A 24,466-nucleotide genomic window follows, 5' to 3' on the forward strand; every position below is an offset into this window, starting at 1 on the left:
TCCTTTCTGTGCAGGGGAGGTTCGGGGGGGGGTGCGGCGGCTAGTGCCGCAGTCGGCGGGTGAGCGCGTAGCAGGCGGCGCCCGCGGCGACCGCCGCGCCGGCGGCCACCAGCCGGGAGACGGCGGAAGGGGGCGGCGCGGGGCGCGCGGCGGCCTTCTCCGGGTGGTCGGCGGGCGCCGGCCCGTCGAGGGCGAGGGCGAGCACCTCGGCGAGGTGCAGCGCGCCCCGGCCGGTGCCGCCCTGCTCGATCTGGGTGCGGCAGCTGAAGCCGTCGGCGAGCACCAGGGCGCTGGGGGCCGCCCCGCGGACCGCGGGCAGCACGCCCGACTCGGCGATGTCCATGGACAGCTGGTGGTGGCCGGCTTCGAAGCCGAAGTTCCCGGCCAGTCCGCAGCAGCCCTCGTCGAGGACGTCGGCGTGGATGCCGGCGCGGCGCATCAGCTCGCGGTCCGCGTCGAACTTGGTGACGGCGTGCTGGTGGCAGTGGGTCTGCACGGTGGCGGCCCGGTTCAGCACCGGCGGCCGCCAGCCGTCCGGGGCGCGCTGGAGCAGCAGTTCGGCGAAGGTGTGGAACTGCCCGGCGAGGCGTTTGACGTCCTCGTCCTTTGGCATCAGCTCGGGCAGGTCGGAGCGGAAGACGGCGGTGCAGGACGGTTCGAGGCCGACGATCGGGGTGCCGGCCTCCAGCCACGGCCGCAAGGTGGTGAGCGTACGGCGCAGCACCTTCGCGGCGGTGTCGAGCTGGCCGGTGGAGATCCAGGTCAGCCCGCAGCAGACCGCGTCGGTGGGGACCGCGACCTGGAATCCGGCATCTGTGAGGACCTTGACGGCGGAGCGGGCGACCGACGGGTGGAAGTAGGTGCTGAAGGTGTCGGGCCACAGCACGACCGTGCGGGGGTCCGCGGGGTCGGGTTCGGGCGCGCCGCGCCGGCGCCACCACTGGACGAAGGACTCCTCGGCGAAGACCGGCGCGTCGCGCTGCGGTGCCACGCCGGCGAGCTTCTTGCCGAGCGTGGAGATGCCCGGGGCCCGCAGCAGCGTGTTGACCGCGCCGGGCGCGACCCGGGACAGCCGCGCCCACAGCGGCAGCCAGCCCAGCGCGTAGTGCGCCGCCGGCCGCAGCCGCCCCTGGTAGTGGTGGGAGAGGAACTCGGCCTTGTACGTGGCCATGTCGACGCCGGTGGGGCAGTCGGACTTGCAGCCCTTGCAGGCCAGGCACAGGTCGAGCGCGTCGCGGACCTCGGTGGAGCGCCAGCCGTCGGTGACGGGCGAGTCGGCGTGGCCGCCCATCATCTCGAACAGCAGCCGCGCCCGGCCCCGGGTGGAGTGCTCCTCCTCCCCCGTGGCCCGGTAGCTGGGGCACATCACGCCGCCTTCGTGGCTGCGGCAGTTGCCGATGCCGACGCAGCGCATGACCGCGCGCCGGAAGGAGTGCTCGTCGTCGGGGTAGCCGAAGCGCGTGTCGTCCTCGTCGCGGGGGCGCCAGTCCGCGCCGAGCCGCAGGTGGGAGTCGAGCCGGTTGGGTGCGACGACCTTGCCGGGGTTCATCCGGTCGCCGGGGTCGAAGAGCGCCTTGAGCTCGCCGAAGGCGCCCACCAGCCGCTCGCCGAACATCCGAGTCAGCAGCTCGCCGCGGGCCTGCCCGTCGCCGTGCTCGCCGGAGAGCGATCCGCCGTAGGAGACGACGAGGTCGGCGGCGTGCTCCAGGAACGACCGGAAGGTGGCGACGCCCTCGGCGGTGCGCAGCTGGAAGGGGATGCGGGTGTGCACGCAGCCCTGCCCGAAGTGGCCGTAGAGCGAGGGGTGGTCGTAGCCGAAGTCCGTGAAGAGCTTCTTCAGGTCGCGCAGGTAGGCGCCGAGCTGCTGCGGCGGGACGGCGGAGTCCTCCCAGCCCTCCCAGGTCTCGCGGCCGTCCGGCGGGCGGGCGGTGACGCCGAGGCCGGCCTCGCGGGCCTTGAGCATCTGCTCCTCGCGGTCGGGGTCGTCGGAGAACGCGACGGTGCCGTCCCGCTCGTCGCGGCCCAGGGCCCGCAGCAGGTCGTGGGACTGGCGGTCCACCTCCTCCTGCGTGTCGCCGGAGAACTGCACCAGCAGCCAGCTGCTGCCTTCGGGGAAGGAGGAGAGCGACTCCAGGTAGGCGCCCTCCTCGTGCATGAGCTGCGCCATGCGGTCGTCGAGGGCCTCGATCTGGGTGGGCCGGCAGTGCTCCAGCAGGCGCGGTACGTCGTCGGCGGCCGCGCAGATGTCGGGGTAGCCGAGCACCAGCATCGCCTGCGCGGCCGGCACCGGCACCAGGTCGAGCTCGGCGTGCAGCACCGTGACCAGGGTGCCCTCGCTGCCGACCAGGGCGCGGGCGACGTGGAAGCCGTTCTCCGGCAGCAGGTCGGGGAGGTTGTAGCCGGACACCCGGCGGGGCAGTTCGGGGTAGCCGCGCCGGATGTCGGCCAGGTGCCGGTCGCTGAGGTCCCGCAGGCCCCGGTACAGCTCGGCGCGGCGGCCCCCGGCGGCGGTGATCTCGTCGTACTGCTCGGTGGAGGTGGCGCCGACCCAGGTGCGGGTGCCGTCGTAGGTGAGGATCTCCAGCCGGCGGACGCTGTCGGCGGTCTTGCCGTACGCCTGCGCGGAGGCCCCGCAGGAGTTGTTGCCGATCATGCCGCCGAGCGCGCAGTGGCTGTGGGTGGACGGTTTCGGCCCGAACATCAGGTGGTGCGGGGCCAGTTGGCGGTTGAGCTCGTCCAGGACGATGCCGGGTTCGACCACACAGGTACGCGCCTCGGGATCGACGGAGACGAGCTGGTGGCAGTACTTCGTCCAGTCCACGACCACCGCGGTGTTGGTGCACTGCCCGCCCAGGCTCGTGCCGCCGCCGCGGGACAGCAGCGGGGCCCCGAAGCGCGCGCACACCGCCACCGCGGCGGCGCCGGCGTCCACCGTGCGGGGCACCACCACGCCGATCGGCACCTGGCGGTAGTTCGACCCGTCGGTCACGTAGGCGCCGCGACTGCCCGCGTCGAACCGGACCTCGCCGTCCACGGCCTCCCGCAGTGCGGCTTCCAGGGCCTCGACGTCCAGTTCGCGGGCTTCGCCGTCCTCGATCGCGCTCATACGTGCGTTTCCCTCCGGATACGGGGATACGGGGGCCAGGGGACCTACGGGGGCGGCCGGTGCGGCGCCGGTCACCGGTCCGGTCGACCGGTGGTGCGTCGACAGGGGGTACTCAGCGGCCCAGCGCCCGGCTCAGCTCGGCCTTGTTCATGTGCGAGCGGCCCTTGATGTTCCGCTGCTTCGCCTCGTTGTAGAGCTGGTCCCTGGTCGGGCCCTGCGCGCCGGAGTGCGAGCGCTGGCCGCCGCGCCGGGAGGAGGACATGTCCCGGGTGGAGGTGCGGCTGGCGGTCCGGGACTCCCCGGACCGCGCCCGCTCCTTGTTCACCGTGCGGGCGGCGATCTCCTCCGCGCGCCGGGGCGACTCCCCGCGGTCGCGGGCGCTGTCCTTGATGTGCTCGTACTGGCGTTCCCGCTTGGCGTTGGAACCTCGGGGCATCGCTCTCACCTTCCGTCACGTCTCGGTGTTCCGATCCGGCGCGGGCGCCCCACCCCCCGACTGCCGACCCGCGACACGTTGTCGGGTGCCCGGCCGGGCGCCGCGCATTCCTCGCCCGGCGGACCGGAATTCCCTTGCGCACCGCGGGTACCCGAGAAGTGGCCGGTCAGCGGGTGGGCGGCAGGCGCACCCGCGAAGGAGAGAGGGGCCGCACATGGCGGACACGGACCGCACACCGGGCGTCGCGGGCGCTCCCGGCCCGGCGTTCGCCCCGCATGTCCTGCGCGACTACGCGCTGCTCGCGGACGGGGAGCGCGGCGCGCTGGTCGGCCCGCACGGGGACATCGCCTGGATGTGCGCACCGCGCTGGGACTCCGACGCGGTGTTCTCGGGCCTGATCGGCGGCGGAGGGACCTACACGGTGACCCCGCGCGACCCCCGGCACGTGTGGGGCGGCTCCTACGAACGCGACAGCCTGATCTGGCGCAGCCGGTGGCTGACCTGCGACGGGCCGCTGGAGTGCCGGGAGGCCCTGGCGTTCCCGGGCGCGCCGGACCGCGTGGTGCTGCTGCGCCGGGTGCTGGCCGTCGGCGGCCCGGCGCGGGTGCGGGTGCTGCTCGCGCCGCGGGCGGGCTTCGGCAGCCACCGCGACGAGGACGTGCGGCTGCGGGACGGCGTGTGGAGCGGCCGCAGCGGGCCGCTGCACTGGCGGTGGAGCGGCGCGGGCCAGGCGCGGGTGCGGCCGGCGGGGCCGGAGCGGTCCCTGCTCGCGGCACCGGATCAGGACCAGCACCAAGACCAGGACCAGGACCAGGACCAGAGTCAGGACCAGGGTCGCGTTCCGGGTGCGGACGGCGGCGGGCAGCTGCTGGCGGTGGATCTGACGGTCCCCGCCGGCGGCCGCCACGACCTCGTCCTGGAACTGTCCGAGCAGCCCCTGACCGGGCCCCCGGTCGACCCCGAGCGGGCCTGGCACGCCACCGAGGAGGGCTGGGCCCGCGCCCGGCCGGCACTGCCCCGGGTGCTCGCGGCCCGCGACGCCCGCCACGCCCACTCGGTGCTGCGCGGCCTGACCAGCGGCAGCGGGGGCATGGTGGCCGCCGCCACGATGAGCCTGCCCGAGCGTGCCGACTCCGGGCGCAGCTACGACTACCGGTACGCGTGGATTCGCGACCAGAGCTACGCCGGGATCGCCGCGGCCGCGGTCGGCGCCACGGACCTGCTGGACCGCGCCACCGCCTTCGTCACGCACCGGCTGCTGGCCGACGGGCCGCGGCTGGCACCCGCCTACACCGTCACCGGCGGCGCGGTGCCCGCCGAGCACCGGCTCGGCCTGCCCGGCTACCCCGGCGGCACCGACAAGGTCGGCAACTGGGTGAACGGGCAGTTCCAGCTCGACGCGTTCGGCGAGGCGCTGAGCCTGCTGGCCGCCGCCGCCCGCCACGACCGGCTGGACCGCGACGGGCGGCGGGCGCTGGGCGTCGCCGTCGACGCGGTCGAGCAGCGCTGGTCGTCCCCGGACGCGGGGATCTGGGAGCTGGAGGACCGGCACTGGACGCACTCCCGGCTGGCGTGTGTCGCGGGCCTGCGGGCGGTGGCAGCGCTGCCCGGCGACGGGGCCGGGGCGGGGGCCGGGGCGGGCCTGGGCCCGGACGGCGCCCGCTGCTCGGCGCTGGCCGACGCGATCCTTTCCGACACCACCGCCACCCACCTGCACGCGGACGGCTTCTGGCAGCGCAGCCCCAAGGACGGCACCGTCGACGCCGCGCTGCTGCTGCCGGCCGTGCGCGGCGCCCTGCCCGCCGCCGACCCGCGTACGCGCGCCACGCTGGCCGAGGTGCACCGGCGCCTGGTCGACGACGGCTACGTGTACCGCTTCCGGCACGACAGCCGGCCGCTCGGCGAGGCGGAGGGCGCGTTCCTGCTGTGCGGGTTCGTGATGGCGCTGGCCGAGCACCAGCAGGGGCGCACCGTCAGCGCCCGGCACTTCTTCGAACGCAACCGGGCCGCCTGCGGGTCGCCGGGCCTGTTCGCCGAGGAGTACGACGTCGCGCAGCGGCAGCTGCGCGGCAACCTGCCGCAGGCGTTCGTCCACGCGCTGCTGCTGGAGTGCGCGGGGCGGCTGGCCGGGGACTCCCCGGCAGCGCGGTGACGCCCGCAAGCGCAAGGACCGCAAGCCGAGAAGGGAACCGTCGAACCATGGCACAGAACGTAGTGATCACCGGAGCCAGTGCCGGCATCGGCCGCGCCACCGCGCGGGAGTTCGGCCGCCGCGGTGCGAACGTCGTGCTGCTCGCCCGCGGGCAGGAGGGGCTGCGCGGCGCGGCGCGGGACGTCGAGGAGGCCGGGGGGCGGGCGCTGGCCGTCCCGGTCGACGTGGCCGACCACGCGGCGGTGCGGGCCGCCGCCGAGCAGGCGGAGCAGCGCTTCGGGCCCATCGACGTGTGGGTCAACGTCGCCTTCGCGTCGGTGTTCGCGCCGTTCACCGAGATCGGCCCGGAGGAGTACCGGCGCGTGACCGAGGTGGCGTACCTGGGCTTCGTGCACGGCACGATGGTGGCGCTGGAGCGGATGAAGCCGCGCGACCGCGGCACCGTCGTGCAGGTCGGCTCGGCGCTGGGCGGCCGCAGCATCCCGCTCCAGTCGGCGTACTGCGGTGCCAAGCACGCCGTGAACGGCTTCACCGAGTCGGTGCGGTGCGAGCTGCTGCACGAGCGCAGCAACGTGCGGATCACCGTGGTGCAGATGCCCGCGGTCAACACGCCGCAGTTCTCCTGGGTGCGCTCCCGCCTGCCGCGCCACCCGCAGCCGGTGCCGCCGATCTACCAGCCCGAACTGGCCGCCCGCGCCGTCGCGTTCGCCGCCGAGCATCCGCGCCGCAAGCAGTACTGGGCGGGGGCCAGCACCGCGGCCACGCTGCTGGCGCAGAAGTTCGCCGCGCCGCTGCTGGACCGCTATCTCGCCCGCACCGGCTACGACTCCCAGCAGACCGGCCGCAGGGAGGCGCCGGGCCGGCCGGACAACCTGTGGCAGCCGCTGGACGCCGGTCCGGGCGAGGACCACGGCGCGCACGGCACCTTCGGCGACCGCGCGCACGGCCGGAGCCCGCAGATGTGGCTGTCCCGGCACGCGCTGCCGGTCTCCGCGGTGTCGGTGCCGGCGCTGGGCGCGGCGGCCGCCCTGTTCCGGCACCGGCTGCACACGCACGGCGTCCGGTGACCGCGCGGGCGGTCACCGAACGGGGCTGCGGGGGGCTCAGTTGCTGCGGATCGCGAAGACGACGCCCACGAGGAAGACGGCGGCGATGATCGCGTACCAGATGATGTCGTCCTGGACGGAGCTGCTCAGGGCCAGATCCCACGCGTGACCAGCCATGGCGGTGACCTTTCACCGGATATGTTCGGATAAGTTCGGATAGAGCCATTTTACGCTTCGCCTTCCCGGCGCCGTTGCTCCGGCACCGATATCGTGGAGGGGAGAATGCGCAATTCGGGCCATCCGGGCGGTTCGCCACGGAGGAAGAGGTGCGGCTCATGGGCACCGGGACGCGCGCGGGGGCGCTGGGTGAGCTGCTCGCGGCCAGTCAGCTGATGACGCTGGAGCAGGTTCCCGGCGCGGTCGCGGCGTACGCGGCGCGGGCCGGCTGGCCCGACGTGCTGATCTACGTGAGCGACCTGGAGCAGGAGCAGCTGCACCTGCTCACGGGCCGTGACGCGGACGGCGGCGGCGCGGACAGCGGCAGCGGCGCCGGGGCGGCCGGAAGCGCACCGGCGGACGTCCAGATCGAGGGCACGGTGGCCGGCCGCGCCTTCCAGCTCGGCCAGGTGCTGCCCGCCTCGGCGTCGTCGCGGGGCCAGTGGTGGGTGCCGCTGCTGGACGGCAGCGAACGCCTGGGCGTGCTGAGGGTCGGCCGGCCCGGGGCGGCGGTGGAGATCGGCACGGACGTCGGCCGGCTCGCCGTCCTGATCTCGCTGCTGCTGGTCAGCAAGCGCGGCACCAGCGACTGGTACGGACGGCTGGTACGGCGGCGGCGGATGGAGGTCGCCGCGGAGATGGAGTGGCGCCTCATGCCGCCGCGGACCTTCGCCGCCGACCGGGTGCTGATCAGCGCGATCATGGAGCCGGCCTACGAGATCAGCGGGGACGCCTTCGACTACGCCGTGTCCGGCGACACCGTGCACCTGTCGGTCTTCGACGCGATGGGCCACGACACCGCCGCCGGCCTGACCGCGAACCTCGCGGTCGCCACGTGCCGCAAGTACCGCCGCCAGGGCGCCGACCTGGGGCAGATCGCGGACCGGATCGAGCAGACGCTCAGCGAGCAGTTCGACTGCAACCGCTTCACCACCGGCATCCTGGCCGACCTGGACATGGACACCGGCCGGCTGGCGTGGACCAGCCGCGGCCACCACCCGCCGGTGGTCATCCGCGGCCGCCGCACCATCGTGTCCCTCGCCTGCCCGCCGGCCGGGCCGATGGGTACCGGCCTCGGCCTGCCCACCACCATCTGCGAGGACCAGCTCGAACCGGGCGACCGGCTGCTGTTCTTCACCGACGGCGTCACCGAGGCGCGCAACCGCGACGGGCAGGAGTTCGGCCTCGACCGGCTGACCGACTTCCTCATCCGCCACCACGCCGACGACCTGCCGGTGCCTGAGACGCTGCGGCGGCTCGTCCGGCACCACCTCGACTACCACGACGGCCTGCTGCGCGACGACGCCACCGTCATGCTGCTCGAATGGCACGGCCCGACGCCGTACCACCCCTCGGCTCTCCAGGAGCGGGTCGGCCTGCCCCCGTCGATCGCGCCGTCCGGCCCGCAGGCCGCCGCGTGGTCCGGGCGGTCGCACCTCGGCGACGGAGCCTGAGCGCGGGCACCCGCCTCGGCGCGGTGTGCGCCGACGCCGGTGCCCGCCGCCTCACGGGTTCAGCAGGGGAAGGTGCCGCTGTAGAGGGCGTGGCCGGAGGAGGAGGTGCCGGCGCCGAAGCCGTAGATGCCGTCGTCGCTCCAGACCGCCTCGCGCGAGCCGGCGGTGCAGGTGGAGGTGGGGGCCAGCGCGAAGCCCTCCAGGTTGTCGACGGGCATGACGGTCGGGTTGGTGTAGGCCACGTCGGGGACGATCGCGCCGGACGCGTCGACCTTCAGGAAGGTGTGGGTCTCCCCGCAGGTGTTGTCGCAGGTCGCGACGATCCGCTGGGTGCCCGCGTCGTAGGTCACGTCCATCACGGACGGCTCGCCGGTGGCGATCGTGCCGAAGGTGGTGAAGGTGCCGTCGGAGTTCAGGCCGTAGACGTGCAGGGTGCCGTCCCACTCCAGGCCGGCGAAGAACAGGCCGGAGCCGTGCAGCGGGTAGTCGGCCGGGTCGTAGGCGGCGCCGGTGCGCGGGTCGACCCAGCCGCTCGCGGTCAGCCAGCTGTCCGGGACGTAGCCGACGCCCTCGAAGCCGAGGTTGGCGTCGTCCTTGCTGCCGGTGTCCAGCTGCGGGAACTGCGCGGTCATGTCCCACTGGTGGACGGGGGTGAGGGTGGAGCCGGTCGCGGTGGGGTCGAACTCCATGACGGTGTCCTTCGGGACGCTGTTGTCCGCGTTGTCCCGCTCGGAGGTGACATACACATGGCCGTTCGCGCCGACGGTCAGCCCCTCGGAGTCCGGCTCGCCGGTGCCGCCGGCGAAGCGGATCTCCTTGCCGGTCGCGCTCCACGACGGGTCGGGAACCCACTTGCCGCCGCTCTTGACCAGCTTGTACAGCCAGTTCTTGTTCTTCGCCGCCCACAGCACGGAGGGGTTCGACGGGTCGAACGCCAGCCCGCTCACGTCCCGCCCCTCGGGCCCGGTGGACGTGGTGAACGCGCACACGTTGTCGGCGATCGTGACGTCCTGGCCGCCGGGCCACGCCAGGGTGCCCGCCGGGGTCGAGCCGGTGCCGGAGGGCGCCTCGGGGGTGCAGCCGCTGGTCAGCGAGCCGCCGCCGCCCAGCAGTTGGCCGCCGCCGGTGCCGCCCCCGCTGCCGCCGCCCGCGCAGGAGTTGGCGGCGCCGGGCGTGGCGGTGGCGGACGTCTGGAAGAGGCCGGTGCCATCGGCGCAGCGCTGGTCCGACGGCTTGGCGCCGTCCGTCGCCCAGGTGACCGAGTCCACGGTGGTGCCGCCGGCGTCGCGCAGGAAGACCGAGTCGTTGTCGCCCAGACCCAGGGTGGAGTCGAAGGTGGCGTAGCCCCCGGCGGGAATGCTGGTGGCGCTCGGCGAGGAGGCGGAGATCTTCGCGGCGGTGTGGCCGGTGTCGCTGTCGACGTAGGTCCACGACCCGACGGCGACCGCGCTGGTCCCGCCGTTGTACAGCTCCACGGTGTCCGAGCCGCTGGAGGTGACCTCATTGATGCGCACCTGGCTCGCCGCCGGCAGCGCCGGCGGGCAGCCCGCCGCGTTCGCGCTGCCGAAGGTGGCCGCGGAGGTCTCGGGCACCCAGGTCCCGCTGCCGTCGCCGCCGCACCGCGCCATCGCGGGCTTCGCCCCGCCGGTGGCCCAGTCGACGCGGTCGACGACGGTGCCGCCGGAGGTGGTGACCACCACGCTGTCGGCGTCGCCGAGGCCCTTGGGCGAGTCGAAGGTGACGAAGCCGCCGGCCGGGATCGTGCTCGCCGACGGGGTGAACTTCTGCGCGGAGAAGGTGTTGTCGGCCACCTGCCAGCCGCTGATGCTCACCGCGGCCGCGCCGGCGTTGTACAGCTCCACCGTGTCGCTGCCCGCCGAGGTGACTTCGTTGATCCGTACGTTCTGGTAGCCGGCCGGGTCCGCGGCCGCCGCCGACTGCGCGGCGAGCACCCCGGTGACGAGCAGTCCTGAAAGCGTCAGAGCCGTGGCGCACACCGAAGCGACGCCGGCCCGCGAGCGTGAAGTAGACACGGGGAGCAATGGTGACGCGTCGACGTTGCGTCAGTCTGTACGGCGGTTGAACGCTGCGGCGTGCGACGGCCGCGCCCGCGTCACAGCCGCACCACGATCAGCGCGATGTCGTCCGGGCCGCCGTCCGCGACGCCCAGGCCCGCCAGCAGCTCGTCCGCCAGGTCGTCGGGGCCCAGGCCGGTGCTGCGGGCGAGGATGTCGGTCAGGCGCCCCAGGCCGACGTCGATGTCCTCGCCGCGGCGCTCGATCAGGCCGTCGGTGTACAGCACGAGGGTGTCGCCGGGGGCGTAGCCCACGCTGGCCTGCGGGCGCGGCATGCCGTCGACGCTCAGGCCCAGCGGCGGGTCGGTGGCCTGGTCCAGCAGCTCCGAGGTGCCGTCGCGGCGGCACAGCACCGGGGGCGGGTGGCCCGCGCTGGTGTACGTGATGCGCCGGGCCCGGGTGTCGATGACGGCCTTGGCGGCGGTCGTGGCCAGGGCGCCTTCGAAGGTGCGCGCGTACACCCCGAGGACGTCCATCGCCCGGCCCGGCTCGGGGATGGCCCGCACCGCCGCGGACAGCGCGCTGCGCAGCATGCCCATCACGGCGGCGGCCTCCAGGCCGTGGCCGACGACGTCGCCGACGGCCACGGTGAAGGTGTCCTCGGTCAGGTCCACCACGTCGTACCAGTCGCCGCAGACGTTCAGCGAGCGGACGGCCGGCATGTAGCGCAGCGCGATCTCGCGGTGCCCGGCGAGGTCCGGGGAGTGCAGCATGGCCCGCTGGAGGGTCAGCGCGGTGCGGCGCTCGCGGTCGTGGGCCACGCGCAGTTCGTCGTTGAACCGCTGGAGCTCCTGGGCCCGGTCGAACAGCTCGGACTGCGTCGCGGACTCGGTGGCCGCGCGGCCGGCCACGGGGTCCACGGTCTGCGCGTGGCGGAGCACGAAGTCGGTGAGGTCCTCCACGCGGTGGATGATCCACGCCACCTCGCCGTCGGGCCCGAGCACGGGGGTGTTGATCGGGGACCACCAGCGGGCGCGGAAGATGTCCGGCCGGCCGGGCGCGGGGATGTCGTACTGCTGGACGGCCATGGTGTCGGACCGCTTGGAGCGCAGCACCCGCTCGAGTGAGGCGCGCAGGTTGCTGACGCCGTCGGCCAGCGGGTCGTCGGGGTTGTCGGGGTGGACCTGGAAGATGTTGCGGCCGACGAGTTCCTGCCGGGTGCGGCCGGTGGCCCGCAGGTAGGCGTCGTTGGCGTCGGCCACGACGAAGTCGGGGGCGAGCAGCAGGCTGGGGCTCACCAGGGCGGCGAAGACCGCCCGGTAGTCGATCCGCGGTGGTGCGGGCACGGTGCTGCGTTCCCTTTCGGTCGTACGGCTGCTGCGCTGATACGACTATGCGCCCGGCGCGGTCCGCGTGCCGCTCGGCACGCCGGGCACCCCGGGGGCAGGCGGCGTCCCCGGGACCCGGGCGGCGCGGCCGGGCGGCGCGGAGCGCTGCGCGGGTCTGGCGCCGGGATGTCACCGCACCGGCGCAGGACAGGCGCCGGACCGCCCTAAGCTTTCGGGCATGGACGTTCCCGCCGCGGCGCCGCGACCCGCCGAGCGCATGTCGACCGCCGACATCCGGGAGGCCAACGTGGCCGCCGTGTGCGGGGCGCTGCGCGACCACGGCGGGCTCACCCGCGCGCAGCTGGGGCGGCTGACCGGCCTGACCCGGCCGACGGTGATGGCGGTGGTGCGGCAGCTGGCCGCCGAGGGGCTGGTCGTGGAGGAGGGGCAGCTCAAGGCCGCCGCCGGCGGCGGGCGGCCCGGCACCCTGCTGCACTTCCGGCCCCGGGCGCGGGTGGTGTCGGCCGTCCGGCTGCGCAGCGCCCGTGTGGAGGTCACCCTCGCGGACATGGCGGGCAATGTCCTGGCGCACAGCCTGGCGCCGGCGGCGCCCGAGCGGGATGACTGGCGGGAGCTGGTCGCGTCGTTCGCCGAGCGCGTCACCGCGCTGCGCGACACGCACCCGGACCTGGGGCCGCTGGCCGCGGTGGCGCTCACCCTGCCCGGCTCGATCGACCGGGCCCGGGGCCGGTGGACGGTGGTCCGGTCGGAGGGCTGGTCGGACCTGCCGGCCGCCGACGAGCTCGCCGGGATGCTCGGTGTGCCGGTCGCCGTGGTGAACGTGGTGGCCGCCACGCTCATCGGCCGGCTCGCGCAGGAGCCGGCCGCCGCGGACTCCGCAGCGCTGGTCTACGTCGGCCACGGCGTCGGGAGCGCGGCGACGGTGGGCGGGCGGCTGATCGACGGCGCGACCGGCAGCGCCGGGGAACTCGGGCACTGCGTGCTGCCCGGCGTCGACGCGCTGTGCCGGTGCGGGCGACGCGGCTGCGTGGAGAGCGTGGCCTCCGCGCCGCACCTGCGGGCCGAGTTCGAGCGGATCACCGGGCGGCCCGCGCCGCCGACGCTGGCCGGGATGGAGGCGTGCGGCGACGCGGCGGTGCTCGGCATGCTCGACCTGGCCGCGCACCGGCTGGCGCTGGCGGCGTCCTGGCAGGTGAACGTCGTCAACCCGGCCGTGGTCTACTTCGGCGGGAACGTCTTCACCGACGGCGGTACGCGCTTCTTCGAGCGCTTCGCCGAGGAGCTGCGCGCGCTGGCCTACCGGCCCAACGCCGCCGGGCTCGCGGTGCGCCCGCTGTCCTCCGAGGCGACCGTGCGGGGCGCGATCCAGGTCGCCTCGGAGCTGCTGCCGTCCTTCCTCAGGCCGGCGCTGCGCGTCGTGTGCTGACCCCGGCCCGGGACCCGGGCCGGGGCCGGGGCCGGCCGGCAGCGGTCACCCGGCGGCGGGCGGGAAGAAGGCGACCTTGGTCAGGAAGTCCCGCACCAGCAGGCGCCACGCGTACCAGGAGTGGCCGCCGTTGACGTAGTCGGGGGTGACCGGCACGCCCACCGCGGCCAGGGTGGCCACCTCGCTCGCGTGGTAGTAGTGGCTGGGGTCCTGCCAGCCGCCGCCGACCATGATGTTGGCGTCCTTCATCGCCGCGACCTGCGCCGCGCTGAGCGACCCCGCGTCCGGCAGGGTGAAGTCGCCGTTGATGCCGGGGCTCATGACGCCGTAGGAGCCGAAGTGGCCCGGGTGGTCGAAGAGGAAGGAGTTGGTGATCGAGGCGCCGTAGCCCAGGCCGCCGATGGCCCGCTGCGCGGTCGAGGTGGACACGCGGTAGTGCGCCTCGACGTAGGGGATCGCGGCGGTGAGCAGGTCGGCGTCGAAGGAGGCGTAGGAGTCGGCGGCGAAGCCCTGGGTGTCGGGCATGACGACGACCATCGGCTGGATCTCGCCGGTGCTGATCAGGTGGTCCAGGATGTTGCCGAGGGCGCCCTGGGTGCTCCAGTCCATCTCGTTGCTGCCGCCGCTGTTGAGGTAGACGGTCGGGTAGGGCTTCGCGCGCTTCGGGTCGTAGCCGGGCGGGGTGTAGACGGCGAGGTAGCTGCGGCCGGCCGGGGCGGTCGAGGCGGGCGCGGGGTAGCTGACGTCGCGCAGGGTGCCGTGCACGCGGGCGGGGCCCTGCCAGGACAGGTCGGTGGCGGCGGACTTCGGGTCGGCGGGGACGTAGACCTGGCTGACGGACTCCGGTGAGCCGGTGGTGTGCCCGCCCCGCACGTTCCACGCCGGGTTGGCCGGGTCGGGGACCTCGGTGCAGCCGGTCTGGCTGCTGCTCGCGCAGTCCACGTAGAAGCCGTAGCTGAAGACGCCGGAGGGCAGCGGGGTGGTGTACGACCAGATGCCGGTGTGCCGGTCCTCGGTCATGGTGGTGACCGGCCAGTTGGCCGCGGAGGAGTTGGGCGAGCCGATCGGGATGTCACCGGGCCGCCACTGCGCGGGGGTCGTGCCGGGGGTCTGCACGACGCTGGTCGCGGTGCCCGCGAGCGCGGAGAGCCGGTAGGGGTCGGCGAAGTACCACTCCCCCTTGATCTGCACGCTGTGTGCGGTGGGCGCCTTGAAGTGGAAGGTGACCTGGTAGCCGGTCGGGCCGGTCCCGGTGTGCACCACCTTCGGCGCCAGCGAGCTGCCGGCGGCCGTGGCGGTCTGCCCGCCGTGCGCTGCGGCCGGGCCGGTCGCCGAGGCGTCCGGGGTGGCGCCGGTGGCCAGCCAGGCGGCCAAGGCGCCCAGGCAGGCGAGCAGCGCCGCCGTCCGCCGTCCGTTTCCGCGCATGCGGCATCGTTCCTTTCCTGGGGTGACGCGAGGGGCGGGCGCGGTGGGCGCCGGTCGTACGGCGCCCACCGGCCCGGAGAGGGCGGTCGGTGGCGGGTGTTACGAGGAGCTGCCGTTGTAGCGGCGGTCGCCGCCGTAGACCGCGGTGACGGTGCCGGTGGCGCCGTGCGGGAGGACCGCGGTGGCGGTGCCGCCGTGCAGGGGCACGGCCGCGCCGAGCGGCTTGCCGTCCAGGAGGAAGCGCACCGTGCCGGTCGGGGCCGCGGGCTGGGCGGTCGCCGGGGTCACGGTGGCGGTGGCGCTGCGGCCGTGGGTGCGGACCGCGACGGTGGTGGCGCGGAAGTCGACCCGGGTGAGGGAGTCGCGCAGCGCCTGGCGCCAGTAGGCCCAGTTGTGGCCGCCGTCGGTGTTGTAGGAGGTGAAGGGCACGCCGTTGGCCGCCAGCAGCTGCTGCTCGGCGGTGGTGTTGCCCTGGGCGAGCCCGCCGAGGTCCTGCCGGGCGACGCCGATGTGCAGGCCGAGCAGCTGCTTCAGCTGCGGGTCGGCGGCCTGCTGCGCGGTGGGCAGGCCGCGCGGCGCGGACCAGACGCTGTAGGAGCCGAAGGTCGGGGTCCGGCCGTAGAGCAGGTCCTCGACGACGGTGGCGCCGCCCGACAGCCCGGCGAACGCCCGCCCGGCGGCGGTGGTCTGCACATGGAGGTGCTGCTGGACGTACGGGATGACGTCGTCGGTCATCTCGTCGTCGGTGGGGTTGTTCGGCATGACGACGACCATGGGCTGGATCTCGCCGCCGGCGATCAGCTGGTCCATGATGTTCTTCAGGTCGCCCTGGGTGGACCAGTCCATCTCGTTGCCGCCACCGCCGTGCACCAGGTACAGGGTGGGGTACGCCTGCCGGCGGCGGGCGTCGTAGCCGGGCGGGGTGTAGACCGACAGGTAGTTCTCGCCGTCGGGGCCGGTGTGCCCGGGCGCGGGGTAGGTCAGGTGGGTGAGCGTGCCCTGGTCGGCGCGGGCGGCCGGGCCCTGCCAGGAGTAGTCCGCCTGCTGGAAGCGGCGGTCGAAGGGCACGTAGACCTGGCTGCTCGGCTCGGCCGAACCGGCGGTGCTCCACGGCGCGGCCGCGGGGTCGGCGGCCGGGGCGCAGCCGGTCAGGGCGGGCGCGGCGGCCGTGCAGTCGCGGTAGAAGGCGTAGTTGAAGACGCCGGAGGGCAGCGGGGTGGTGTACGACCAGACGCCGGTGCGGTCGTCCTTGGTCATCTGGGCGACCGGCCAGTTGGCGGCCGATCCGGCGTTGGGCGTGGCCAGCGGGAAGTCGCCGGGCTGCCAGTCGGTGCCGTAGCGGGGGCTGGAGTTGGCGGGGTCGGCGGCGATCTGCGCGGCGGACGCGAAGGACCACTCCCCCTTGATGCGCTCGCTGGTGGCCGTGGGGTCGTAGACGCGGAAGGTGACCGAGTATCCGGTCGGGCCCTGGCCGGTGTGGACGACCAGGGGGCCGAGGTCGGCGGGTACGGCGGGGCCGGGGCGGGCGGTGGCGGTGCGGGCCTGGGCGGCGGGGGCCGCGACCAGCAGGGCGGCCGCCGCGGCGGTGCCCGCCGTGAGCCAGCGGCGTCGTTGCCGTCTGACGGACATGTCGTGCGCTCCTTGCGTGCGGGGGCGGATCGCGCCGGCCCGGCAGGAACCGGGGCAAGCATGTCGCTGTCGGCGTGGAGCGAATCTAGAGTTACGTAATGACCTTGTCAATATTCTTGAGCGGGGCCGCCGGCGGGGCTGGCGACAACCTGGCTGCGCGACCGTGTGGAGTCGTGTTGAATTGGGCGTCACGACCCGCGTCAAAGAAAACATGTTCCAACGCCCTGGCAGGCCGCGCCTCGTCGCCGGCCGCCCCGAACCGCCCAAGGACACCCGTGAACGACGTCTTCTCCGGCACCCGCTACTCCGCCATGCCCTACCGGCGGCTGGGGCGCAGCGGACTGCGGCTGCCGGCCGTGTCCCTCGGCCTGTGGCACAACTTCGGCACCAGCACCCCGCGGGCCACCTCCCGGGCGCTGCTGCGCGGCGCGTTCGACCTGGGCATCACCCACTTCGACCTGGCCAACAACTACGGGCCCGAGCCCGGCGCCGCCGAGTCGACCTTCGGCTGGGTGCTGGCCCGGGACTTCCGCGCGCACCGCGACGAGCTGGTGGTGTCCACCAAGGCGGGCTTCGACATGTGGCCGGGCCCGTACGGCGACTGGGGCTCCCGCAAGTACCTGCTGGCCAGCCTCGACCAGAGCCTGGGGCGGATGGGCCTGGAGCACGTGGACGTCTTCTACCACCACCGCCCGGACCCGCAGACCCCGCTGGAGGAGACGATGGGGGCCCTGCACAGCGCGGTGCGGCAGGGCAAGGCCCGCTACGTCGGGGTCTCCAACTACCCGGCCGCGCTGACCCGGCAGGCCGCCGAGATCCTCGCCCGGCTGGGCACCCCGCTGCTGGTCCACCAGCCGCGCTACTCCATGGTCGACCGCTGGGTCGAGGACGGACTGCTGGACGTGCTGCGGGAGACCGGCACCGGCAGCGTCGTCTTCTCGCCGCTCGCCCAGGGGCTGCTCAGCGACCGCTACCTCAAGGGGGTGCCGCAGGACTCGCGCGCGGCCGGCAGCAGCCCCTTCCTGACCGCCGACGGGATCTCGCCGGAGATGCTGGCGCGGGTCCGCGCGCTCAACGAACTGGCCGCCGGGCGCGGCCAGTCGCTGGCGCAGATGGCCCTGGCGTGGGTGCTGCGGCACGAGGAGGTCACCTCGGCGCTGGTCGGCGCGAGCACCGTGGCGCAGTTGGAGGCCAACGTGCGGGCGGCGTCCGGCCCGGCCTTCACCGCGGACGAGCTCGCCGAGATCGACCGGGTCCTCGCGTAGGCGTACCGATCACGAGCGTCGTCCCGCCCCGAGGGCGGGGACCGACGGGCCTGGTTCGCGCGCCCGTGCGGCTGCGGCAGGCCCCGGACCTCGGGTTTTTCCGCCTATCATGTGCGGTCGAGCGATCGAAGTGGGGAAGCGCGCCATGAGTGAAGCCGTGCAGCATCCGCCGTCCTGCTGTGCGCCCGGACGCGGCGAGGGGCCGGCCGCCGGGCCGGGTGGCCACCGCGCGGGCGCACCCGACGGGCTCCTGTCGCTCGGCCCGACGGTGTCCGCGCCGCCCGCCGCACCCGCCGCATCGGCCGCATCAGCCGCACCCGGCGACGGCCCCGGCGGCACCGTCCTGCTGCCGGGCGGCCGCTTCCTGATGGGCACCGAGGACGCCGAGGGGTTCGCCGCCGACGGGGAGGGCCCGGTGCGGCCGGTCACGCTGCGCCCGTTCCGGATCGACGCCTGCGCGGTGACGAACGAGCAGTTCGCGGCGTTCGTCGCCGCCACCGGCCACGTCACCGAGGCGGAACGGTTCGGCTGGTCGTACGTCTTCGCCGGCTTCCTGCCCGCGCACCTGCGCCGGGGCGCCGCCCGCCCGCAGCACACCCCGTGGTGGTGCGGGGTGCCGGGCGCCTGGTGGCGGGCGCCGCTCGGGCCGGGCAGCGGCCTTGCCGGCATCGGCGGGCACCCCGTGGTCCACGTGTCGTGGGCGGACGCGGCCGCGTACTGCCGGTGGGCCGGGGGGCGGCTGCCGACCGAGGCGGAGTGGGAGTACGCCGCGCGCGGCGGGCTGGAGCAGCGCCGCTACCCGTGGGGCGACGAGCTGACGCCCGGCGGCACGCACCGCTGCAACATCTGGCAGGGCCGCTTCCCCACGAAGAACACCGCCGAGGACGGCTACGCCGGCACCGCGCCCGCGGACGCCTTCGCGCCCAACGGGTACGGCCTGTACAACATGGCGGGCAACGTGTGGGAGTGGTGCGCCGACTGGTGGACCACCGACCATCCGGCCGGTGCGCGCAGCAACCCCGCCGGCCCGCCGCGCGGCACCGCCCGGGTGATGCGCGGGGGTTCGTACCTGTGCCACCACTCGTACTGCAACCGCTACCGGGTCGCCGCCCGCACCTCCAACACGCCCGACAGCACCACCGGCAACCTCGGCTTCCGCTGCGTCCGCGACGTGTGAACCGGGCTCCCGGACGGGTGGACCGGGCTCCCGATTGTGAACCCCCGTGAAGCCCGTGTAACCCGCTCGATAAGGATCGGCCGGTCGCAGGAGCCCTGATGTCACGTCATATACGGCGCTGAGCTGGGCCGTTGCCCGGCGCCGACGCCCCTGTGCAATGTCCGGTTCTTTTTTCCGGAGCATTGACGAAAAAATCCCGGGTCCGCATCCTGTCGGCATGCAGCAACAAGACGGCCTCCTGTCCCGGTTGCGGCGGGGCCACGAGCAACTGGTGCTGGACCTGCTGCGCACGCACGGCCCGCTCAGCCGCGGCGAGCTGGGAGCGCGCTGCGGGCTGTCCCGCACCACGCTGTACGACATCGTCGGCGCGCTGGTCGGCAACGGCGCCGTGGTGGCCGCCGCGCCCGAGGCCGGCCCCCGCAAGCGCGGCCGGCCGGTCGAGCGGCTCGCCCTCAACCCCGACGCCGGGCTCGCCATCGGCATCGACTTCGCCCGCCGCGCCGTCCACGTCGCGGCCGTCAACGTCGCCCACGAGGTGGTCGGTTCGGCCACCCGCCCGCACGGCCCGGACCTGAGCTGGGCCGAGCGCGCCGACCTCGCCGAGCACCTCATCCGCGGCCTCGCCGGGGACTCCCTGCGGCTGGACGCGCTCAGCGCGATCGGCGTGGGCGTGGTCGGCCCGGTGGTGGGCCCGCCGGTCACGGCGGCGGACGACGCCCTGTCCGGCGCCGGCCCCGCCGCACCAGCCGTCCCCGCCGGAGCCAGCACCACCGGGGACGGGTGGGACGCCGTCGCGCGCCTGATTGGCGGACGCTTCGACGTACCGGTCTTCGTGGACAACAACACCCGGCTGGCCGCGCTCGCGGAGTCGACGTGGGGCGCGGCGGCGGGCGCGGGCGACGTGCTGTACCTGCGGCTGTCGCACGGTGTCGGGGGCGGGCTGATCGTGGGCGGGGCGCCGCACCGGGGCGCGTACGGGATGTCCGGGGAGTTCGGCCACATCACGGTCGTGCCGGACGGGGCGGCGTGCGAGTGCGGCGGCACCGGCTGCCTGGAGACGGTGGCGTCGGTGGGCGCGGTGCTGGAGGCGTACCGGGCGGCGGGCGGCCGGGCCGGGGACATCGCCGAGGTGACGGCGGCCGCACGCGACGGCGAGGCAGTCGCGGTGGGCGTGCTCGCCGAGGTGGGGCGGCGGATCGGCACGGTGCTGGCCGCGGTGTGCAACGCGATCGGCCCGGGTGTGATCGTGGTCGGCGGTGAACTCGCCGCCGCCGGAAAGGCGTTGACCGGCCCGGTGGAGGACGCGCTGGCCGCCGGGCTGCTGCCGGTGGCCCGGGACCGGATCGACCTGCGCCCGGCGGCGCTCGGCGAGGTGGGCGCGGCGCTCGGCGGCATCGCGCTGGTGCTGCGGGACTCGCCGCAGCTGCACGGCCACCCGGTCGCCCGGGCGGCGGGCGCGCACGGAGGTACCCGATGAGCCCGATGAGCGGCAACGAACGGAGCGAGGCGACGATGGACCTGGCGACGACCGAGCAGGACAGTGCGCTGTCCACGGGGGCGCCGACGGCGGGGAAGGACGCGGCCGGGCCGCGCCGGGCGGTGGACTGGCGGCGCGGCGCGCCGCGGCTGCTGCTCAACGTGGTCGCGGTGGCGGTCGGGGTGGGCGTGTGGGCGCTGCTGGCCGCGCGGGGCGTGCACGACGTGCCCGGCCCGGTGGCGGTCGCCCGCAGGGCCGGGCAGCTGCTGGGCGACGGCACCTTGGAGGGCGACATCGCCGCGAGTCTGCGGCGGGTGCTGACCGGCTTCCTGCTCGGCACCGTGCTGGCGGTCGTCATCGGCTTCCTGATGGGCTGGTACCCGGTGGCGCGCGGGCTGTTCGAGCCCTATGTGCAGTTCTTCCGCACGGTGCCGCCGCTGGCGCTGATCCCGCTGGCCGTGGTGCTCATGGGCATCGGCGAGACCCCGAAGATCTTCGTGATCTTCCTGGCGGCGTTCCTGTCCAGCGTGGTGGCGACCTTCCAGGGCGTGCTGGACGTGGACCGCACCCTCATCGACGCCGCCCGGGTGCTGGGCGCGCGCGACCGGACCATCTTCCTGAAGGTGGTCATCCCGGCGTCGGCGCCGTTCATCCTGGTCGGCATGCGGATCGGGCTGGGCGCGGCCTGGTCGACCCTGGTGGCCGCGGAGCTGATCGCCGCGCAGGAGGGCCTGGGCTTCCGGATGCAGCACGCCGAGACCTACTACGACCTCGACACGATCTTCGTGGGACTGATCACCATCGGCGTGCTGGGCCTGGTCATGGACCGGCTGCTGCTGCTCGCCGAGCGCCGTCTCACCGGTTGGCAGGAGCGACGATGACACCCAAGATCTCCTTCCGGGACGCCGTCAGGACGTACCCGGTCAAGGGCGGCACCTTCACCGCGCTGGGCGGGGTGTCGCTGGACATCGGCGAGCGGGAGTTCGTCACGGTGGTGGGGCCGTCCGGCTGCGGCAAGAGCACGCTGCTGGGGATGGCCGCCGGTCTGGTCGAGCCGACGTCGGGCGAGGTGTCCGTGGACGGCCGGCCGGTCACCGGGCCGGGCCCCGACCGCGGGGTGATCTTCCAGCAGTACGCGCTCTTCCCGTGGCTGACGGTGCGCCGCAACGTGGAGTTCGGGCTGAAGCTGTCCTCGATGCCGGCCCGGGAGCGCCGGGCGCGGGCGGACCACGCGATCGAGCTGGTCGGGCTGACGGACTTCGCGGACGCGCTGCCGAAGACGCTGTCGGGCGGCATGAAGCAGCGCTGCGCGATCGCCCGGGCGTACGCGGTGGACCCCGAGGTGCTGCTGATGGACGAGCCGTTCGGGGCGCTGGACGCGCTGACCCGGGTGCAGCTCCAGGACCAGCTGCTGGAGACCTGGAGCAAGGAGCGGCGCACCGTCATGTTCGTCACCCATGACGTGGAGGAGGCCGTCTACCTCGCCCAGCGGGTGGTGGTGATGGCGGCGAAGCCCGGGCGGGTGCACACGGTGGTCGAGGTGGACCTGCCCTATCCCCGCACGGAGGAGATCCGGCTCTCCCCCGAGTTCGCCGCGCTGCGCAACCAGGTCTGGCAGTCGGTGTACCACCAGGGTCCGGCCGACCCGCCCCCGGCGGCGAATCCCGCACCGGACGCCCCGGCCGCCTGAGTCGGACCCCCGCTTCCTTTTCCGCGCACCGCACGCCGTACCCGTAACCCCGTACCCCGTTTCCCGTACCACTTTCCCGAAAGGACCCTCGCCATGGCCCCGTTGAGCCGGCGCGGCTTCGTCACCGCACTGTCCGCATCCGCTCTGTCACTCACCGCTGCCGCCTGCTCCTCCAGCAGTTCGGGCGGTTCCGGTGGCGGCTCCAAGGTCCGCTTCGGCTACATCGGCGACTTCAACGGCTCCAGCCTGCTGGCGATAGCCGACGACCAGGGCCTGTGGAAGAAGCACGGCCTCAGCGCCGACGTGAAGGTCTTCACCAACGGCCCGATCCAGATCCAGGCGCTGGGCTCCGGCGACCTCGACTACGGCTACATCGGCCCGGGCGCGCTGTGGCTGCCCGCCAGCGGCAAGGCGAAGCTGATCGCCATCGACACGCTCACCTACGCCGACCGGGTCATCGCGCAGCCCGGCATCACCTCGATCGAGCAGCTGAAGGGCAAGAAGGTCGCGGTGACCGAGGGCACCTCCGGCGAGATGATCCTCGATCTGGCGCTGGCGAAGGCCGGGATGAAGATCTCCGACGTCAAGAAGGTGGCGATGGACCCGGCCACCATCGTGTCGGCGTTCTCCTCCGGGCAGATCGACGGCGCGGGCTTCTACTACCCGCTGATCGACACGATCAAGAAGCGCAAGCCGAAGCTGGTGGAGCTGGCCGCCGACCGGGACTTCCCCGACCACGCCTTCCCCACCGCCTTCGTCTCCGGCCCGAAGGCGGATGCCGCCCGTACCGCGAAGGTGGTCAAGGTGCTCCAGGAGGCGAACGACTGGCGGTCCGCCCACAAGGACGAGGCGATCAAGCTGTCCGCGAAGATGCTCCAGGTCACCGAGGCGCAGACCCGCGCGGACGCGGCCAACGTCGAACTGCTCACCACCGCGCAGCTGGTGGCGAAGACGAAGGACGGCACCGTGGACAAGTGGCTGAACGGCCTGGCCGACTTCTTCGTGAGCACCGGCCAGCTGAAGAAGGCCCCGGACCCGTCGTCGTACTACGACGGTGCCGCGTTCACGAAGGCGTCCGGCAAGTGAACATCCTGTTCCTGATGACCGACCAGCACCGGGTGGACACCCTGGGCGCGTACGGCAACCCGCACGTGGCCACCCCGCACCTGGACCGGCTGGCGGCCGGCGGCACCCGCTTCGACCGCTTCTACACCCCCACCGCGATCTGCACCCCGGCCCGGGCGAGCCTGCTCACCGGCCAGGCGCCCTTCCGGCACCGGCTGCTCGCCAACCACGAGCGCAACGTGGGCTACCTGGAGGACCTGCGCGAGGACGTCTTCACCTTCCCCGCGGCGCTGGCCGAGCGCGGCTACCAGCTGGGCCTGGTCGGCAAGTGGCACGGCGGCACCGAGCGCAACGCCGCGTCGTACGGCTTCGAGGGCCCGGACCTGGCCGGCTGGCACAACCCGGTCGACCACCCGGACTACCTGGCCTACCTCGCCGAGCGCGACCTGCCGCCGTACCGGATCTCGGACCTGGTGCGCGGCACCATGCCCAACGGCAACCCCGGCAACCTGCTGGCGGCGCGGCTGCACCAGCCGGTGGAGGCCACCTTCGAGTACTACCTCGCCACCCGGACCATCGAGCAGCTGGAGCGCTACGCGGCCACCGGGCGGCCGTTCTTCCAGGCCACGCACTTCTTCGGCCCGCACCTGCCCTACCTGCTGCCGGACGCCTACTTCGACCGGTACGACCCGGAGCTGGTGGAGCTGCCGCCCTCGATCGCCGAGACGTTCGAGGGCAAGCCGCCGGTGCAGCGCAACTACAGCGCGCACTGGACGTTCGACACGATGCCCATCGAGGTGACCCGCAAGCTCATCGCGGTGTACTGGGGCTATGTGACGCTCATCGACGAGCAGATCGGCCGTATCCTCACCCGGATCGAGGAGTTGGGCCTGGCCGATGACACCTCGGTGCTGTTCACCGCGGACCACGGCGAGTTCACCGGCGCGCACCGGCTGCACGACAAGGGCCCGGCGATGTACGAGGACATCTACCGCATCCCGGGGATCGTCCGGGTGCCGGGCGGGCCTCCGCAGGTGCGGCAGGAGTTCGCGACGCTCACCGACTGCACCGCGACCATCCTGGAGCTGGCGGGCTGCGATCCGTCGCCGGCGGTGGACAGTCGCAGCCTGCTGCCGCTGGTGCGGGGCGAAGCGCCGCCGTGGCGGCAGGAGTTGCTGGCGGAGTTCCACGGCCACCACTTCCCCTACCCGCAGCGGATGATCCGCGACGACCGCTACAAGCTCGTGGTCAACCCCGAGTCGGTCAACGAGCTGTACGACCTGGCGGCCGACCCGTACGAGCTGGCCAACCGCTACCCGCACCCCGAACTCGCCGATGTCCGGCGCCGCCTGATGCGCCGGCTGTACGGTCTGCTGCGCGAGCGCGGCGACAACTTCTACCACTGGATGACCCCGATGTACGACATCGGTACGTCCGACTACGACCCGACCCTGAGCGCCTTCGAACCGGAGACCACCGCGTAGCGCCGTAGGGACCTTTCCGCAGCGGGCGCACCGCCGCTCGTCCGGGTACGCCGC

The 24,466-nt window shown here is 74.0% G+C and carries 17 protein-coding genes; 11 read left to right on the plus strand and 6 right to left on the minus strand.

Annotation, left to right across the window (positions count from 1 at the left end):
• Positions 1–40 precede the first annotated feature (40 nt).
• The gene (locus tag AC3ERT_RS17545) at positions 41–3,106 is read right to left on the minus strand and encodes an FAD-binding and (Fe-S)-binding domain-containing protein (RefSeq protein ID WP_435175266.1); all 3,066 of its coding nucleotides are present in this window, start codon (positions 3,104–3,106) and stop codon (positions 41–43) included.
• 112 nt (positions 3,107–3,218) lie between these two features.
• The gene (locus AC3ERT_RS17550; RefSeq protein WP_335972480.1) at positions 3,219–3,542 is read right to left on the minus strand and encodes a plasmid stabilization protein; all 324 of its coding nucleotides are present in this window, start codon (positions 3,540–3,542) and stop codon (positions 3,219–3,221) included.
• 214 nt (positions 3,543–3,756) lie between these two features.
• Here AC3ERT_RS17550 and AC3ERT_RS17555 point away from each other — a divergent pair, with 214 nt between their 5' ends.
• The 3 genes from AC3ERT_RS17555 (at position 3,757) to AC3ERT_RS17565 (ending at position 8,410) form a co-directional block, all read left to right on the plus strand.
• Entirely contained in the window at positions 3,757–5,694 is a 1,938-nt protein-coding gene (locus tag AC3ERT_RS17555; protein WP_435126929.1) for a glycoside hydrolase family 15 protein, read from the plus strand.
• A 47-nt stretch (positions 5,695–5,741) separates the two neighbouring features.
• Positions 5,742–6,761: an SDR family oxidoreductase gene (locus AC3ERT_RS17560; RefSeq protein ID WP_435126927.1), complete on the plus strand. Its 1,020-nt coding sequence runs from the start codon at positions 5,742–5,744 to the stop codon at positions 6,759–6,761.
• Positions 6,762–7,075: 314 nt separating this feature from the next.
• Positions 7,076–8,410: a PP2C family protein-serine/threonine phosphatase gene (locus AC3ERT_RS17565; protein ID WP_435126925.1), complete on the plus strand. Its 1,335-nt coding sequence runs from the start codon at positions 7,076–7,078 to the stop codon at positions 8,408–8,410.
• A 59-nt stretch (positions 8,411–8,469) separates the two neighbouring features.
• On the opposite strand, the gene AC3ERT_RS17570 is transcribed toward AC3ERT_RS17565, so the two are convergent.
• Both AC3ERT_RS17570 and AC3ERT_RS17575 read right to left on the minus strand, forming a co-directional pair.
• Positions 8,470–10,443, minus strand: coding sequence for a lamin tail domain-containing protein (locus AC3ERT_RS17570; protein WP_435126923.1), 1,974 nt, complete (start codon positions 10,441–10,443; stop codon positions 8,470–8,472).
• A gap of 80 nt (positions 10,444–10,523) precedes the next feature.
• Positions 10,524–11,771 (minus strand): PP2C family protein-serine/threonine phosphatase, encoded by a 1,248-nt coding sequence (locus AC3ERT_RS17575; RefSeq protein WP_435126921.1) that lies wholly within the window; start codon positions 11,769–11,771, stop codon positions 10,524–10,526.
• 220 nt (positions 11,772–11,991) lie between these two features.
• Between AC3ERT_RS17575 and AC3ERT_RS17580 the strand changes: the two genes are divergently transcribed.
• Positions 11,992–13,200 (plus strand): ROK family transcriptional regulator, encoded by a 1,209-nt coding sequence (locus AC3ERT_RS17580; protein ID WP_435175268.1) that lies wholly within the window; start codon positions 11,992–11,994, stop codon positions 13,198–13,200.
• A gap of 45 nt (positions 13,201–13,245) precedes the next feature.
• Here AC3ERT_RS17580 and AC3ERT_RS17585 read toward each other — a convergent pair whose 3' ends face one another.
• Together AC3ERT_RS17585 and AC3ERT_RS17590 are read right to left on the minus strand one after the other, a co-directional pair.
• Complete coding sequence (locus tag AC3ERT_RS17585; RefSeq protein WP_435175270.1) at positions 13,246–14,625, minus strand: alpha/beta hydrolase-fold protein; 1,380 nt, start codon at positions 14,623–14,625, stop codon at positions 13,246–13,248.
• A 99-nt stretch (positions 14,626–14,724) separates the two neighbouring features.
• Positions 14,725–16,254, minus strand: a complete 1,530-nt coding sequence (locus AC3ERT_RS17590) for an Ig-like domain repeat protein (RefSeq protein WP_435175272.1) — start codon at positions 16,252–16,254, stop codon at positions 14,725–14,727.
• A gap of 311 nt (positions 16,255–16,565) precedes the next feature.
• Between AC3ERT_RS17590 and AC3ERT_RS17595 the strand changes: the two genes are divergently transcribed.
• The 7 genes from AC3ERT_RS17595 (at position 16,566) to AC3ERT_RS17625 (ending at position 24,412) form a co-directional block, all read left to right on the plus strand.
• Positions 16,566–17,519: an aldo/keto reductase gene (locus AC3ERT_RS17595; RefSeq protein WP_335973052.1), complete on the plus strand. Its 954-nt coding sequence runs from the start codon at positions 16,566–16,568 to the stop codon at positions 17,517–17,519.
• Between the two features lie 145 nt (positions 17,520–17,664).
• Positions 17,665–18,696 carry a formylglycine-generating enzyme family protein gene (locus tag AC3ERT_RS17600; protein ID WP_435175274.1) on the plus strand — a complete coding sequence of 344 codons (1,032 nt, stop codon included), beginning with the start codon at positions 17,665–17,667 and terminating at the stop codon, positions 18,694–18,696.
• A gap of 217 nt (positions 18,697–18,913) precedes the next feature.
• The gene (locus tag AC3ERT_RS17605) at positions 18,914–20,173 is read left to right on the plus strand and encodes an ROK family protein (RefSeq protein ID WP_435175276.1); all 1,260 of its coding nucleotides are present in this window, start codon (positions 18,914–18,916) and stop codon (positions 20,171–20,173) included.
• A gap of 35 nt (positions 20,174–20,208) precedes the next feature.
• On the plus strand, positions 20,209–21,054 hold the full coding sequence (locus AC3ERT_RS17610) for an ABC transporter permease (RefSeq protein ID WP_435127375.1): 846 nt from the start codon (positions 20,209–20,211) through the stop codon (positions 21,052–21,054).
• Positions 21,051–21,863 carry an ABC transporter ATP-binding protein gene (locus AC3ERT_RS17615; protein WP_335972499.1) on the plus strand — a complete coding sequence of 271 codons (813 nt, stop codon included), beginning with the start codon at positions 21,051–21,053 and terminating at the stop codon, positions 21,861–21,863. Before AC3ERT_RS17610 ends, AC3ERT_RS17615 begins: the two co-directional genes overlap by 4 nt.
• Positions 21,864–21,956: 93 nt before the next feature.
• A complete protein-coding gene (locus AC3ERT_RS17620) occupies positions 21,957–22,949 on the plus strand; it encodes an aliphatic sulfonate ABC transporter substrate-binding protein (protein ID WP_335972501.1) in 993 nt (330 codons plus the stop codon).
• The gene (locus AC3ERT_RS17625) at positions 22,946–24,412 is read left to right on the plus strand and encodes a sulfatase family protein (protein WP_335972503.1); all 1,467 of its coding nucleotides are present in this window, start codon (positions 22,946–22,948) and stop codon (positions 24,410–24,412) included. The genes AC3ERT_RS17620 and AC3ERT_RS17625 overlap by 4 nt, the downstream gene beginning before the upstream one ends.
• Positions 24,413–24,466 lie beyond the last annotated feature (54 nt).

The organism is Actinacidiphila sp. bgisy145 (assembly GCF_057708125.1).

Excerpts from the sequence above, each read along its gene's own strand:
- AC3ERT_RS17550 (WP_335972480.1), bottom strand. The coding sequence starts at position 3,542 with ATGCCCCGAGGTTCCAACGCCAAGCGGGAACGCCAGTACGAGCACATC.
- AC3ERT_RS17595 (WP_335973052.1), top strand. The coding sequence starts at position 16,566 with ATGCCCTACCGGCGGCTGGGGCGCAGCGGACTGCGGCTGCCGGCCGTG.
- AC3ERT_RS17560 (WP_435126927.1), top strand. The coding sequence starts at position 5,742 with ATGGCACAGAACGTAGTGATCACCGGAGCCAGTGCCGGCATCGGCCGC.
- AC3ERT_RS17565 (WP_435126925.1), top strand. The coding sequence starts at position 7,076 with ATGGGCACCGGGACGCGCGCGGGGGCGCTGGGTGAGCTGCTCGCGGCC.
- AC3ERT_RS17580 (WP_435175268.1), top strand. The coding sequence starts at position 11,992 with ATGGACGTTCCCGCCGCGGCGCCGCGACCCGCCGAGCGCATGTCGACC.
- AC3ERT_RS17590 (WP_435175272.1), bottom strand. The coding sequence starts at position 16,254 with ATGTCCGTCAGACGGCAACGACGCCGCTGGCTCACGGCGGGCACCGCC.
- AC3ERT_RS17585 (WP_435175270.1), bottom strand. The coding sequence starts at position 14,625 with ATGCGCGGAAACGGACGGCGGACGGCGGCGCTGCTCGCCTGCCTGGGC.
- AC3ERT_RS17555 (WP_435126929.1), top strand. The coding sequence starts at position 3,757 with ATGGCGGACACGGACCGCACACCGGGCGTCGCGGGCGCTCCCGGCCCG.
- AC3ERT_RS17600 (WP_435175274.1), top strand. The coding sequence starts at position 17,665 with ATGAGTGAAGCCGTGCAGCATCCGCCGTCCTGCTGTGCGCCCGGACGC.
- AC3ERT_RS17620 (WP_335972501.1), top strand. The coding sequence starts at position 21,957 with ATGGCCCCGTTGAGCCGGCGCGGCTTCGTCACCGCACTGTCCGCATCC.
- AC3ERT_RS17545 (WP_435175266.1), bottom strand. The coding sequence starts at position 3,106 with ATGAGCGCGATCGAGGACGGCGAAGCCCGCGAACTGGACGTCGAGGCC.
- AC3ERT_RS17605 (WP_435175276.1), top strand. The coding sequence starts at position 18,914 with ATGCAGCAACAAGACGGCCTCCTGTCCCGGTTGCGGCGGGGCCACGAG.
- AC3ERT_RS17615 (WP_335972499.1), top strand. The coding sequence starts at position 21,051 with ATGACACCCAAGATCTCCTTCCGGGACGCCGTCAGGACGTACCCGGTC.
- AC3ERT_RS17610 (WP_435127375.1), top strand. The coding sequence starts at position 20,209 with ATGGACCTGGCGACGACCGAGCAGGACAGTGCGCTGTCCACGGGGGCG.